A 12,489-nucleotide genomic window follows, 5' to 3' on the forward strand; every position below is an offset into this window, starting at 1 on the left:
CCCCGGGGTCGTAGACGGCGGAGACATCGGCCTCACCGAGGAGGTCGATGTCTCCGTCGTCTACGACCCCGGGGTGATCGAGGAGTACAACGGCATCGTCGAGCGGGTGGACCAGTCGTGACCGCCGTCGTCACCCCCACCACGGTCGATCTCGTCGATAAGGATCGGGACCGAGCCCAGGACCGGGACCGGGCTCCCGGCGACGTCGCCGCACCGGCGCTCACCGAAGCCCGCACGTTCGCCCCCCGCAGCCGGCGCCCCCTCATCCCCCGAGGGGTGCGCCGGCTGGGCGGGCCGCTCGGGGTGCTGCTGGTGTGGCACGTGCTGTGCGCCACCGGCGTGCTGGGCGAGCGGACGATGGCCCCGCCGGGCGACGTGTTCGCCGCCGCCCGCGACCTGACCGCCAGCGGCGAGCTGCAGGAGCACCTGCTCACGTCGCTGGGGCGGGTGGTGCAGGGGCTGGCTCTCGGCATCACGGCCGGCGTCCTGCTCGCCACGGTCTCCGGGCTGTCCCGGCTGGGCGACGACCTGCTCGACTCGACGCTGCAGATGCTGCGGTCGGTGCCGACCATCGGGATGCTGCCGCTGATCATGATCTGGTTCGGCATCGGCGAGCAGCCCAAGGTGCTGCTGATCGCCATCGGCACCACGTTCCCCATCTACCTCAACACGCTGGCGGCGATCCGGGGGATCGACGACCGGTTGGTGGAGGCGGGGCGGGTCTTCGGGCTCGGGCGCCTGGGGCTGGCCCGGCGGGTGATCCTGCCGGGCGCGGTGCCCGGGTTCCTGGTAGGCCTGCGCTTCGCCCTGGTGGGCGCCTGGCTGATCCTGATCTTCGCCGAGCAGATCAACGCCCGCAGCGGCCTCGGCTACCTGCTCACGCTGGGCCGCAGCACCTACCGGATCGACATCATCCTGCTGGCGCTGTCGATCTACGGGCTCCTCGGCTTCGTCGCCGACGCCATCGTCCGCCTCCTCGAGCGCACGCTGCTGGCCTGGCGCCGCGGCTTCACGGGCTCGTGACGGCCTCGACCACCACCGCCTCGACGGCCTCGACCGCCGTAGAGGTGCAGGGCCTGCGGCGGGAGTTCGACGGGCGGGTCGTGCTCGACGGGCTCGACCTGACCATCGCCCCGGGCGAGTTCGTGGCCCTGCTGGGCCGCAGCGGGTCGGGCAAGAGCACGCTGCTGCGGGCCCTCGGCGGCCTCGACGGCGACTACTCCGGCTCGGCGCAGGTGCCCGCCCGGCGCTCGGTGGTGTTCCAGGAGCCGCGGCTGCTGCCGTGGGTGCGGACGCTGCCGAACGTGACCGTGGGGCTCTCGGCGGCGGCCGCCCGCCGAGGCCCCGCCATGCTGGAGGAGGTGGGCCTGAGCGGCCACGCCCGGGCCTGGCCGGTGACGCTGTCGGGCGGCGAGGCCCAGCGGGTGGCCCTGGCCCGGGCGCTGGTGCGGGAGCCGGAGCTGCTCCTGCTCGACGAACCGTTCGGCGCCCTCGACGCCCTCACCCGCATCCGGATGCACCTGCTGCTGCAGGAGCTGTGCGCCCGCTACCGGCCGGCGGTGCTGCTGGTGACCCACGACGTCGACGAGGCGATCCTGCTCGCCGACCGGGTGCTGGTGCTCACCGACGGCCGCATCCGCTGCGACGAACCCGTCGCCGTCCCGGCCCCCCGCCTCCGCAGCGCCCCGGCGTTCGCCGCCCTCCGCTCCCGCCTGCTGGCGGAGCTGGGCGTCACCGAACCGGGCTGACCCCAGCGACGTCGGCGATCCGGCGACCCTGGTCGGGCCCGGGGGGAGCCAGGCCCGACCGTCGCACGTACCGCTAGGGAGCCCGCCGTTGTCGTCCCGACAGCGCCCCACCCGCCCGCCGGCGGGTGGGGTCGACTGCCAGGACGGCGATGCGCAGCTCGGCCCCGAAGTCGGGGCGAAGACCGCGCACCTGCTCGTCGGCAAGGGAGGATTTGCCGGAGCCTCCCGTGCCCGTCACTCCGAGGACCAGCCCGCGACGTCGCCGCGCAGCCACACGCAGCTCGTCGAGCAGGTCGCTCCTCAGGGTGCCGCCCTCCACGACAGTGGTGATCCCGGCGGGCGGCCGCCGCTCACCCGCCAGGACGTCCTCGATGAATCGTGTTCCCCCGGCCACATCGCGGAGCTTAGTGGGAACTCCTAGTTTCTGGCTACCGAGGGTTGAACCTTCAACATCCCGAACACCCAAACGACGGGTTCCCGAACGTTGGACGTGCGTCTAGTGTTGGCGGGCAATGAGCCTCAACAGCCGGCCGCTCCCCTTCGACGCGATCGCCGAGGCCCGGCGGCAGTGGGAGTCTCACGGCTGGAAGGGCGCGTCGGCGATGGCCACGGTCACGTCGATCATGCGGGCCCAGCAGATCGTGCTGGCCCGGGTCGATGCCGTGCTGCGGCCGCTCGACCTGACCTTCGCCCGCTACGAGGCCCTGGTGCTGCTGTTCTTCAGCCGCAACGGTTCCCTGCCGATGGGCAAGATGGGGTCCCGGCTGATGCTCCACCCCACGAGCGTCACCAACATCATCGACCGACTCGAGGACCAGGGCCTGGTGCGGCGGGCGTCGCACCCGACCGACCGGCGGACCACCCTCGCCGAGATCACCGACGAGGGGCGCAAGGTGGTCGAGGCAGCCACCGAGGCCACCAGCGAGATCTCCCTCGGGATGGGGAACCTCACCGACGGCGACCTCGACCGCATCACCGACCTGCTCCGCCACCTCCGCGTCGACGCCGGCGATTTCCCGGAGTAGCTCACACCCTCTCGTTGTTCCCTGTGTTACTCTGCCTTCGAGCGGTATATACAGTCGAGAGGATTGTGTATCTTGACGGTAGTGACGAAACGCCTTGTCGACATCGACGACCAGCTGCTGGAACGGGCGCGGGCCGTCTCCGGCGAGAAGACGATCAAGGGCACCATCGAGGTCGCCCTCAAGAAGCTCACCAACGACGACCTCGTCATGCGGCACATCGAACGCCTCAAGACCCAGCCGTCCGACCTGACACCGGAGGAGCTCAAGGCGCTCAGAAGGCCCGACTTCCCACTTGAGCCCGACGATGGCTGAGCCCCGCCGACTCGTCGACACGTCGGTTCTCGCCCGCGGCCATCAACCGGCCGTCGCCGAACGACTCGAGGCCCTCGCTCTGGCCGGCAAGCTCTGGACGTGCCGGATGATCGACCTGGAGTACGTCTACTCGCGACGGGCACGGGCCGTCAGCGAGACCATCAGGGAACGCCGAGCACTGGCGGAGGTGCCCATCACGACGGCAACCCTCGACCGAGCGCTCGACTTGATGGAGGCACTCGCCGAGGCCGGCAAGCACCGGCAGGTGGGTCTCGCCGACTGCGTGATCGCCGCCAGCGCCTTGCAGGCGGGGATCTCGGTGCTGCACTACGACCGGGACTTCGAGCGGATCGCGGAGGTCTCCGGGCTGGAGGCGGAGTGGGTGGCGCCGGCGGGGAGTCTCGACGGCGGTTGACAGGGGGCCGTAGTTAGGTTTACCTAACACTCATGTCGGGTGACGAGGAGGACGAGCTGGGGCACGTGTGCCCGGCGGCGTGGTTGGTGGACGAGGTGGGTCGGTTCCTCGCCGGTGACGACGCCGACGTCGCCGACATCAACGCCGCGGGTCGGGCCGCGGTGACCCAGGGGGCGGGGCAGGTGAACGAGCTGCTGCGCAGCGCCTTCGCCGCCCACGAGGTGGTCGCCACCGAACTGCGGGTCACCGGGCCGAAGCGGGGGGCACGACGGACCGTCTTCGCCGTCGAGCCGACGCCGGTCGCTCTGCTGATGCTGTGCCTGCGGCTCTGCGACCTGGGCGACGAGGTGTCCGTGCTGCAGCACACGGCGGCCCGGGGCACCACGACCCGCTCCGCCACCTGGCCCTTCGGGATGGTCCGCTCCGAGGAGCTCACCCGCCCGCCCGGCTTCGTCGACCCCGCCCTCGCCTCCCTCGACCAGACCTGAGAACCCTCCCCTCGGGGCTAGGCGTCGGGAGGTGTCGTCGAGGGCTGGGACGGAGGTTGGGACTCGGCGGCTTCGATGATGCCGCCGGCGGCGTCGAGCATCGCGATGGCGAAGATGGCGAGGACGGCGGCGAAGAGGGCGCCGCCGATGCCGTAGACCTCGAAGCCGACGATCACCGCGATCACCACCACGGCGGGGCCGACCGACAGGGAGCGGGGGATCACGATCCGCCGGACGAAGACCACGTCGGCGGCCTGCAGCAGGACGAAGGCCACGGCCAGCCAGATGACGCCCTCGACGGTGCCCAGGCCGGCCTCCAGCAGCACCGCGAAGATCCCGGCCACCAGGACGCCGAAGCCGGGCACGACGCTCAGCGCCGCCACCGCGACCCCCAGCACGATGGGCGCGGGGACGTCCTGCCAGTAGCACAGCGCCCAACCCACGGAGCCGACCACCGCGGCCTTGGCCAGCCCGAAGAGCACGTAGGTGCGCCCCCGGGCGAAGCCGGTGCGGACGAGCTGACGGAGGTGCTCGCGCTGGGTCGCGTCGGCCACCTGCAGCAGCGCCGCCTCGCCCATCTTCGGGCCCGACGACAGGAGAAAGGCGGTCAGCACCGCCCCCACCAGGTAGGCGCCGGCGGCGCTGGCCGCCTTCTCGGACGCCACCCCGCTGGTGGGGTCGCGCAGCCGGTCGAGCACGGTGTCGACCCGCTCCTCCAGGCGGAAGTTCTGCGCCAGCTCCCCGAAGCGGTCGGAGTCCTCCAGCTCGTCGGCGGCCCGGGGGGCCTCGTCGCGGAGGCGGTCGAACTGGTTGCCGAGGTCGGCGAGGATGCCGGTGGCCACGCTGCCCGCCACCACCCCGACCAGCAGCAGACCGGTGAGGATGGCGACCACCCGGGGCAGGTAGCGGTCGAGGCGCTCGACGAACGGCTCCAGCAGGGCCGCCACGATCGCCGCCGCCACCGCCCAGCCGAGGATCCGTCGGGCCGCCACCGCCACGCCGAAGGCCAGGACCCCCACGGCGATCGACCCCAGGACCATGGCCACCACCTCGGGGCCGATGGTCATCCGCACCACGCCGGGCGTCGGCGGACCGGGCGGCGGTGGCGCCGGCAACGTCATCGGTTGCACATCCGGCGTCTCGACCGTCCCGGTGCCGACGTCCTCGCTCATCACACGAGAGGAGCCGAGGGGCGGGGCATGGAGGCGTACACTAGTGACGTGCCGGGTGCTGGCGATCGTCCTGATGTGCCGGTGGCGGAGCCGCAGGTGGTGCAGGTGGCCCACCTCGACTGGCGGTCGGGGGCGTGGATCGCCGGCGGGCTGTTCGTGGCCTTCGTGCTGGTGGGCCTGGTCCGCAACATCCCCGACAGCTTGACGCGGGTGGGCGTCGGGTTCCTGCTCGCCTTCGCCCTCGACCCGATCGTGGTGCGCCTCCGCCACCGGCTGGGCTGCACCCGCCCCACCGCGGTGGCGATCGTGTCGCTGGCGGTCGGGGCGCTGTTCGCCCTCCTGGTGTTCGTCCTCGGACCGCCCGCCGTGGAGCAGGCCGAGGAGTTCGGCCGGGAGCTGCCCGAGACCGTCGAGAGCGCCTACGACTTCCCCGTCGTCGGCAGCTGGCTGGAGGAGCGCGACGCCGCCACCGAGGTGCGGGAGTGGGCCGCCGACCTGCCCGCCCGCGTCGACACCGACTCCATCACCAACATGGCCCGCTCGGTGCTCGACGGCGTGCTGGCGGCGCTGATGGTGGTGGTCGTGGGCCTGGCGACGCTGGTGGACGGCGACCGCCTGGTGCAGCGGCTGCGCTCCGCGCTGCCGGCCGGCGTCGAGCCCGCGGCCGTCCGCGTGGGCCGCACCTTCTACCGCACGCTCGGCGCCTACTTCGCCGGTTCACTGCTGGTGGCGAGCCTGGCGGCCATCTTCATCCTCGCCGTGGGCCTGGCGTTCCAGGTGCCGCTCGCCCCGGCCGCGGCGCTGTGGATGCTGGTGGTGAACCTGATCCCCCAGATCGGCGGGCTGCTCGGCGGCGGCTTCTTCGTGATCCTGGCGATGACCCAGGGGCTCACCACCGGCCTGATCTGCCTGGCGCTCTACCTCGTCTACATGAACATCGAGAACCACGTCATCCAGCCGACGGTCGTCGGCCAGGCGGTGGACCTGTCGCCGCCCGCCACGATGCTGGCGGCCCTGGTCGGCGGCGCCGCCGCGGGCATCCCCGGCGCTCTGGTGGCGACCCCGCTGGCCGGCGCCGGCAAGTCGCTCTACCTGGAGCTGCGCTGGGGCCGCACACCCGAGTCCCACACGCCGCTGCGCCGGGTGTGGGAGCGCCGGGTCCACCACGGTGACACCGCGGAGGGTGAGGCTCCGACCCCCCTCTGAGACCGTTAGGGTTCCGGTCCCCACGGCGGGCGGAGAAGGAGCCAAGGCGGAGATGAGGAAGATCGTGAGCAGCGCGTGCCTCGCGCTGGTGCTCGTGGCGAGCGCGTGCGGCGGTGACGACGACGACGATGCGTCGAGCGACAGCAGCAGCAGTAGCGACGACGGCGGCGGCACCCGGGAGGAGTACGCCGACGCCATCGCCGTGTCGGTGACCAGCGACGAGGGCGACGGGGAGAGCCCGTTCGGCGACCTGTCCGACGAGGACGCCCAGTGCGTCGGTGCGGCCTACGTCGACACGATCGGCGTCGACGAGCTGGCGGACAAGGTGACGCCGGCGGAGATCGAGGCCGAGCCGAGCGCCGACCACGCCGACTGGGGCATCGAGCTGACCGACGACCAGGGCCTGGAGGTCTACCAGGGCATCGTCGACTGCGCCCCCGAGTCCCGGCAGGCCGTCGCCGACGGGGTGGCCCAGGGCTTCACCGAGGGCTTCACCGGTGAGGCCGGCGACGTCGACGTCGACGAGGAGTGCCTCGCCGACAAGGACCCCGCCGCCATCGAGGGCTTCATCGGCGGCGCCATCGCCCAGGGTGACGCCTACGTGCCGGACGCCGAGCAGGGCGCGGCGCTGCTCGACTGGTTCGGCGACTGCATCGACCTGCGGGGCGCCTTCGTGGCGGTGATCGGGTCGGACCCGTCGGTGCCGGCGGGCGTGCCCGAGTGCCTGAGCGAGGGCGTGGACGACCAGTTCATCCACGACTTCTGGGAGCTGGCCTTCACCTCGGGCGGCGACCAGGCGGCGCTGCAGGACTCACCGCTGACGGCCGAGCTGCAGAGCGTGATGAGCGGCTGCGCCCAGAGCCTCACCACCACCACCACGGCGGCGGGCTGAGCGACCGAGCGACCGACGCCCGAGCGGGTGCCTCAGCCGCCGTTGAGGCGGTTGAGGCGCTCGCAGGCGTCGACGTACTCCTCGACCAGGCGCTGGACGACCTGCCCGGCCCGCTCCACCTTCTCGAGCTGACCGACGACCTGGCCGACCGGGTTGAAGTTCACGTCCTTGGCGGCCTCCGGGTAGCGGTGGCCCCGCTGGACGGCCTCGAGCGCCACCATCATCTGCAGCGGCATGGGCAGCGGCTCGGGCGAGTCCTCCCGCTCCCAGGCCTCCGTCCAGTCGTTGCGCAGCATGCGGGCGGGCTTGCCGGTGAACGACCGTGAGCGCACGGTGTCGTGGCTGGTGGCGGCGATGTAGGTCTCCATCTGGGCGGGGGGCACGTCGGCCTCCTCCACCGTGAGCCACAGCGAGCCGGTCCACACGCCCGCGGCCCCCATGGCCATGGCCGAGGCGACCTGGCGCCCGTTGCCGACGCCGCCGGCGGCCAGCACCGGCAGGCTGCCGGGGCCGCCACCTCCGAGGGCGTCGATCACCTGGGGCCACAGCACCAGCGACGACACCTCGCCGGTGTGCCCACCACCCTCGGTGCCCTGGCAGACGACGAAGTCGAGCCCGGCGTCCTTGTGCTTGAGGGCGTGGCGCACCGAGCCGCACAGGGCGCCGATGAGGCGGTCCGTCGACTGGATCTCGGCGACGACCTCGGCGGGTGGGGTGCCCAGGGCGTTGGCGACGAGCCGGGCCTTGTCGTGCTGGAGGATCACCTCGACCTGGGGGCCGGCGGTGACGCTGGTCCAGCCGAGGAGCTGGCGGTCGTGGACGTCCTCGGGCGGCATCTCGGGGACGCCGTGGTCGGCGAGGATCTTGGCGGCGAAGTCGCGGTGGCCGTCGGGCACGTGCTTGCGCAGCTCGGCCTCGAGGTCGGCGGGCGACATGTCGTCGAGGTCCATGCCCTCGTACTTGGAGGGGATGACGAGGTCGACGCCGTAGGGCTTGTCGCCCACGTGGTCGTCGAGCCACTTGAGCTCGACCTCGAGCTGGTCGCCGTCGAAGGCGACGGCGCCGAGGACGCCCAGGCCTCCGGCGTTGGTCACCGCGGCGACGACGTCGCGGCAGTGGCTGAAGGCGAAGATCGGGAACTCGATCCCGAGGCGGTCGCAGATCTCGGTGCGCATCGCCTACCAGCGAACCACAAAATTAGAACACGTTCCACTCTTGGGGACTCCCCCACCGAAATCTCGACAGAGACGGTGGCCAGAGGGCCATCTCTGTCGAGATTTCGGTTCAGCGCTTGGTGGAGAAGCGGGAGCGGCGGTCGTGGCGGTCGACGGCCAGGCGCACCAGCTCGTCGATCAGGTCGGGGTAGGCCAGGCCCGACGCCTCCCACATCTTCGGGTACATCGAGATGGGGGTGAAGCCGGGGATGGTGTTGATCTCGTTGAGGAGGAAGCCGGTGCCCTGCTGGTGGAAGAAGTCGACCCGGGCCATCCCGTCGCAGCGCAGCGCCAGGTACGACTCGACGGCCAGGCGCTGCACCTCGGCGGTGAGCTCGTCGCCGAGCGGCGCCGGGATGCGGAGCTCGGTGGTGCCGTCGACGTACTTGTCGTCGTAGTCGTAGAAGTCGTTGCCCGGCACGATCTCGCCCGGCAGCGACGCCCGCGGCGCCTCGTTGCCCAGCACCGCCACCTCGATCTCGCGGCCGTCGACCACGCCCTGCTCCACCACCAGCCACTCGTCGTACTCGGCGGCCAGCGCCAGGGCCGGGGCCAGGGCGTCGGGGGTGACGACCTTGGTGATGCCCACCGAGGAGCCCAGGTTGGCGGGCTTCACGAACAGCGGGTAGCGCAGGCCCTCGGCCTCGACCGCGGCGGGCCCGTCGGCCAGCTCGGTGTCGCGCAGGCCCAGCCAGGGGGTCTGCGGGATGCCGTTGGCGGCGGCGATCTCCTTGGCCTTCAGCTTGTCCATGCACAGGGCCGACGCCAGCACCCCGCTGCCCACGTAGGGCACGCCGGCCAGCTCCAGCATCCCCTGCACCGTGCCGTCCTCGCCGTGGGGGCCGTGCAGCAGCGGCAGGACCACGACGGGCAGGTCGTCGGTGCTCGCCGGGGTGACCGTGGGCAGGGGCTCCACCGCGGTCCCGGCGGCCGTCACCCGGCCGGGGAACTCGGCGACGCCGTGGGCCAGGGCGGCGACGGCGTCGTCGGACTGCACCCAGGTGCCCTCGCGGGTGATGCCGATCGGCACGAGCTCGTAGCGCTCGGGGTCGGCCGCCTGCAGGACGTGGGCCGCCGTCGTGCACGACACCTCGTGCTCGGCTGACTGGCCCCCGAAGAGCACGACGAGGCGGACACGATCGCTGCTGGTCATGGCCAGTGAGCGTAGGTGCCATCATCGGGCGCTGTGGACCTGAAGCTGAGCGACGTGGCGGCGGCGACCGGTGGCCGTCTCGACGGGCCCGACCTGCAGGTGTCGGGGGCCACGATCGACTCCCGGTCGATCACGCCGGGCCAGCTGTTCGTGCCGGTGGTGGCCGAGCGCGACGGGCACGACTTCGTCGGCGCAGCGCTGGCCGCCGGCGCGGCGGGCTACCTCACCAGCCGGGAGCTGGTCGGGGGCAGCGCCGTGGTGGTGGACGACACCGCCGTCGCCCTGGCGCACCTGGGCCGCCACGCCCGCGACCACCTCGGTGCCGACGCCCACGTCGTCGGGGTCACCGGGTCGGTCGGCAAGACCTCGGTGAAGGACCTGCTGGCCGCGGCCCTCGCGGCCCGGTGGCGCACGTCGGCCAGCGTCAAGTCGTTCAACAACGAGCTGGGTGTGCCGCTCACGCTCTTCAACGCCCCCGAGGGCACCGAGGCGCTGGTGGTGGAGATGGGCGCCCGCGACCGGGGGCACGTCAAGGCGCTGTGCGACCTGGCCCTGCCGACGGTCGGCGTGGTGACCAGGGTGGCCGCGGTGCACACCGAGGTCTTCGGCACGATCGACGACGTGGCCGCCGCCAAGGCCGAGCTGGTGGAGGCGCTGCCGGCGCACGGCACCGCGGTGCTCAACGCCGCCGACCCCCGGGTGGCGGCGATGGCGGCACGCACCCGCGCCCGGGCGCTCACGTTCGGCGCCGGCGGCGACGTCCACGCCGACCACGTCACCGTCGACGACGACCTGCGCGCCCGCTTCACGCTGCGCTCCCCCTGGGGCTCCGCGGACGTGCAGCTGAACGTCCGCGGCGTCCACATGGTGGAGAACGCCCTGGCCGCCGGGGCCGCGGCGCTGGCGTGCGACGTCCCCGTCGAGGCGCTGCCGGAGGCGCTGGCCGCCGCCGAGCTCTCCCCGTGGCGGATGGAGGTGGTGCGGCTGACGTCGGGGGCGGTGCTGGTCAACGACGCCTACAACGCCAACCCCACCTCGATGGCCGCCGCCCTGCAGGCCCTGGCCGCCCTGCCGGCCACCCGCCGGGTCGCCGTGCTCGGGGTGATGGCCGAGATCGGCGCCACCAGCGACGCCGAGCACGTCGGCATCGGCGAGCTGGCCCGCGACCTGGGCATCGAGGTGGTGAGCGTGGGCGTCCCGGCCTACGGCGGCGTGCTGGTCGACGGCGACGACCTCGACGCCGCCGTCGCCGCCCTCGGCCCACTCGGGGAGGGCGTCGCCGTGCTGGTGAAGGCCAGCCGGGTCGCCGAGTTGGAGCGCCTCGCGGCCCGGTTGACGTGACGTGACCGTGCCGTCCTCCGGCAAATTGCGTCGGTCGGCCCGCTCCATGCGGGTTTTCGGACGCAATTTGCCATGACGGTCGTGGTGGCGGTGCTCGCGGCGGCGGTGGCCGCCATCGGGGTGCGGACGACGGCGCACACCGACGGGGGGCGGCGGCTGTGGTGGCTCGGCGGGCTGCTGGCGGGGGCGGCCTCGGCGCTGACCCAGGCGGCGAGCCCGGTGCCCGCGGCGCCCGGCCTCGCCGCCGGTGGGATCGTGGCCGCCGCCCTGGTCGACGTCGTGGAGGGTCGCGTCCCGACGCTCGTGGCCCACGCCGCCACCGCGGTGTCGTTGGTCGCGCTGGGCGCCTACGCCGCCGACCGCGGTGAGTGGGGCGAGCTGCTGGTCGGACCGGTGCTGTTCGCGGCGCTCCTGGTGGCCGGGTGCACGGTGCTGTGGCTGGCCCGGGCCGTCGGCTTCGGCGACGTGCGCCTCGCCGCCGCCACCGTGACCGCGATGGTCGCCGGCGCCGAGGGCCTGCTGCTGGTCGTGTGGGGCGCCTTCGTCGTGACGGGTTTGGCGGTCGTGGTGCTGCGGCTCGTCGGCCGCGGGCCCAAGCACCTCCCGTTCGGGCCCGGGCTGGCCGTCGGGTGGGTCGTCGCGATCCTGCTCGGCTGAGCTACTCGTAGACGCCGAACTCGTCGAGCAGGGACTCCTCGACGCCGAGGGTGGCGCGGGCCGCGTCGCCCCGCTCGGCGGCGACCCCGTTGGCCAGCGCCTGGACCAGCGTCACGAACCCGGTGAGGGAGCGGAGCACCGCCACGCCGGCGGTGTCGACGTAGAAGGTGTGGTCGGCGTCGGGCACCAGCGGGGAGCCGGCGTTGTCGGTCAGCGCGATCGTGGTGGCACCGGCGTCCCTGGCCCAGCGGAAGCCCTGGACGGTCTCACGGATGTAGCGGTGGATGGAGACGGCGACGAAGCAGTCGCCCGGCCGGACCCGGCGCAGGCCCTCCACCAGGGTGCCGGTGGCGGGGCTGAGCAGCTCGACGTCGTCGCGCACCATCCCCAGCAGGTACGACAGCAGGAACGCCACGGAGTGGACCTTGCGCAGGCCCAGCACGTGCACCCGCGGCGCCCCCGCCAGCGCCTCGACCGTGGCCGACCAGGTGTCGGGATCGATGCGCGCCAGGGTGCGGGCGACGTTGGCCTGGTCGAAGGCGGCGGCCTGCTCCAGCGGGTCGTCGCCGGCGTGGCGCTGCTGCTCGGCGTTGGTGAAGCGCCGCAGCAGCTGGGCCTCCTCGCTGAGCTTGTCGCGACACAGCCGGGTGAGCCCCGGGTAGCCCTTGAGGCCGAGCCCGGTGGCGAAGCGCACCACGGTCGACTCGTTGACGTCGACCGCGCCCGCCAGGTCGCCGATGGTCATGAAGGCGATGCCCTCGGGGTCGGCGAGCACCCGGTCGGCGAGCAGCCGGTGCGAGCGGCTGAGGTCGGGCAGGCGCTCGTGCAGCAGCGCGACGAGTGCCTCGTAGCTGTCCGGTCCCATG

General features: G+C 72.9%; 15 protein-coding genes. 10 read left to right on the forward strand and 5 right to left on the reverse strand.

What is annotated here, in order from left to right:
- The first annotated feature begins 117 nt into the window (after nt 1–117).
- Nucleotides 118–1,023, forward strand: a complete 906-nt coding sequence (locus VK611_20845) for an ABC transporter permease (GenBank protein HMG43793.1) — start codon at nt 118–120, stop codon at nt 1,021–1,023.
- Complete coding sequence (locus tag VK611_20850; protein HMG43794.1) at nt 1,020–1,748, forward strand: ABC transporter ATP-binding protein; 729 nt, start codon at nt 1,020–1,022, stop codon at nt 1,746–1,748. Before VK611_20845 ends, VK611_20850 begins: the two co-directional genes overlap by 4 nt.
- Nucleotides 1,749–1,821: 73 nt before the next feature.
- On the opposite strand, the gene VK611_20855 is transcribed toward VK611_20850, so the two are convergent.
- On the reverse strand, nt 1,822–2,142 hold the full coding sequence (locus tag VK611_20855) for a hypothetical protein (protein HMG43795.1): 321 nt from the start codon (nt 2,140–2,142) through the stop codon (nt 1,822–1,824).
- 118 nt (nt 2,143–2,260) lie between these two features.
- Between VK611_20855 and VK611_20860 the strand changes: the two genes are divergently transcribed.
- The 4 genes from VK611_20860 (at nt 2,261) to VK611_20875 (ending at nt 3,988) form a co-directional block, all read left to right on the forward strand.
- Nucleotides 2,261–2,773 (forward strand): MarR family transcriptional regulator, encoded by a 513-nt coding sequence (locus VK611_20860; protein ID HMG43796.1) that lies wholly within the window; start codon nt 2,261–2,263, stop codon nt 2,771–2,773.
- Between the two features lie 81 nt (nt 2,774–2,854).
- Complete coding sequence (locus tag VK611_20865) at nt 2,855–3,085, forward strand: hypothetical protein (protein ID HMG43797.1); 231 nt, start codon at nt 2,855–2,857, stop codon at nt 3,083–3,085.
- Nucleotides 3,078–3,500, forward strand: coding sequence for a PIN domain-containing protein (locus tag VK611_20870; protein ID HMG43798.1), 423 nt, complete (start codon nt 3,078–3,080; stop codon nt 3,498–3,500). The genes VK611_20865 and VK611_20870 overlap by 8 nt, the downstream gene beginning before the upstream one ends.
- Nucleotides 3,501–3,532: 32 nt before the next feature.
- Nucleotides 3,533–3,988, forward strand: a complete 456-nt coding sequence (locus VK611_20875) for a hypothetical protein (protein HMG43799.1) — start codon at nt 3,533–3,535, stop codon at nt 3,986–3,988.
- 17 nt (nt 3,989–4,005) lie between these two features.
- Here the strand turns inward: VK611_20875 and VK611_20880 are convergent, their stop codons facing one another.
- The gene (locus tag VK611_20880) at nt 4,006–5,160 is read right to left on the reverse strand and encodes an AI-2E family transporter (GenBank protein HMG43800.1); all 1,155 of its coding nucleotides are present in this window, start codon (nt 5,158–5,160) and stop codon (nt 4,006–4,008) included.
- A 48-nt stretch (nt 5,161–5,208) separates the two neighbouring features.
- Between VK611_20880 and VK611_20885 the strand changes: the two genes are divergently transcribed.
- Both VK611_20885 and VK611_20890 read left to right on the forward strand, forming a co-directional pair.
- Entirely contained in the window at nt 5,209–6,366 is a 1,158-nt protein-coding gene (locus tag VK611_20885; GenBank protein HMG43801.1) for an AI-2E family transporter, read from the forward strand.
- A gap of 52 nt (nt 6,367–6,418) precedes the next feature.
- Nucleotides 6,419–7,258 (forward strand): hypothetical protein, encoded by an 840-nt coding sequence (locus tag VK611_20890; protein ID HMG43802.1) that lies wholly within the window; start codon nt 6,419–6,421, stop codon nt 7,256–7,258.
- Between the two features lie 32 nt (nt 7,259–7,290).
- Here VK611_20890 and VK611_20895 read toward each other — a convergent pair whose 3' ends face one another.
- Both VK611_20895 and VK611_20900 read right to left on the reverse strand, forming a co-directional pair.
- On the reverse strand, nt 7,291–8,433 hold the full coding sequence (locus tag VK611_20895; protein HMG43803.1) for a nitronate monooxygenase family protein: 1,143 nt from the start codon (nt 8,431–8,433) through the stop codon (nt 7,291–7,293).
- Nucleotides 8,434–8,542: 109 nt separating this feature from the next.
- The gene (locus tag VK611_20900; GenBank protein HMG43804.1) at nt 8,543–9,625 is read right to left on the reverse strand and encodes a D-alanine--D-alanine ligase family protein; all 1,083 of its coding nucleotides are present in this window, start codon (nt 9,623–9,625) and stop codon (nt 8,543–8,545) included.
- 33 nt (nt 9,626–9,658) lie between these two features.
- Between VK611_20900 and murF the strand changes: the two genes are divergently transcribed.
- Together murF and VK611_20910 are read left to right on the forward strand one after the other, a co-directional pair.
- Nucleotides 9,659–10,966, forward strand: a complete 1,308-nt coding sequence (gene murF / locus VK611_20905; GenBank protein ID HMG43805.1) for a UDP-N-acetylmuramoyl-tripeptide--D-alanyl-D-alanine ligase — start codon at nt 9,659–9,661, stop codon at nt 10,964–10,966.
- A gap of 72 nt (nt 10,967–11,038) precedes the next feature.
- The gene (locus VK611_20910; GenBank protein ID HMG43806.1) at nt 11,039–11,623 is read left to right on the forward strand and encodes a hypothetical protein; all 585 of its coding nucleotides are present in this window, start codon (nt 11,039–11,041) and stop codon (nt 11,621–11,623) included.
- A gap of 1 nt (nt 11,624) precedes the next feature.
- Here the strand turns inward: VK611_20910 and VK611_20915 are convergent, their stop codons facing one another.
- On the reverse strand, nt 11,625–12,488 hold the full coding sequence (locus VK611_20915; protein HMG43807.1) for a MurR/RpiR family transcriptional regulator: 864 nt from the start codon (nt 12,486–12,488) through the stop codon (nt 11,625–11,627).
- Nucleotide 12,489 lies beyond the last annotated feature (1 nt).

Source organism: Acidimicrobiales bacterium, assembly GCA_035316325.1.
Taxonomy (GTDB): Bacteria; Actinomycetota; Acidimicrobiia; order Acidimicrobiales; family VFJN01; genus DASXTK01.

Excerpts from the sequence above, each read along its gene's own strand:
- VK611_20910 (HMG43806.1), top strand. The coding sequence starts at position 11,039 with ATGACGGTCGTGGTGGCGGTGCTCGCGGCGGCGGTGGCCGCCATCGGG.
- VK611_20895 (HMG43803.1), bottom strand. The coding sequence starts at position 8,433 with ATGCGCACCGAGATCTGCGACCGCCTCGGGATCGAGTTCCCGATCTTC.
- VK611_20860 (HMG43796.1), top strand. The coding sequence starts at position 2,261 with ATGAGCCTCAACAGCCGGCCGCTCCCCTTCGACGCGATCGCCGAGGCC.
- VK611_20890 (HMG43802.1), top strand. The coding sequence starts at position 6,419 with ATGAGGAAGATCGTGAGCAGCGCGTGCCTCGCGCTGGTGCTCGTGGCG.
- VK611_20915 (HMG43807.1), bottom strand. The coding sequence starts at position 12,488 with ATGGGACCGGACAGCTACGAGGCACTCGTCGCGCTGCTGCACGAGCGC.
- VK611_20900 (HMG43804.1), bottom strand. The coding sequence starts at position 9,625 with ATGACCAGCAGCGATCGTGTCCGCCTCGTCGTGCTCTTCGGGGGCCAG.
- VK611_20875 (HMG43799.1), top strand. The coding sequence starts at position 3,533 with ATGTCGGGTGACGAGGAGGACGAGCTGGGGCACGTGTGCCCGGCGGCG.
- VK611_20880 (HMG43800.1), bottom strand. The coding sequence starts at position 5,160 with ATGAGCGAGGACGTCGGCACCGGGACGGTCGAGACGCCGGATGTGCAA.
- VK611_20870 (HMG43798.1), top strand. The coding sequence starts at position 3,078 with ATGGCTGAGCCCCGCCGACTCGTCGACACGTCGGTTCTCGCCCGCGGC.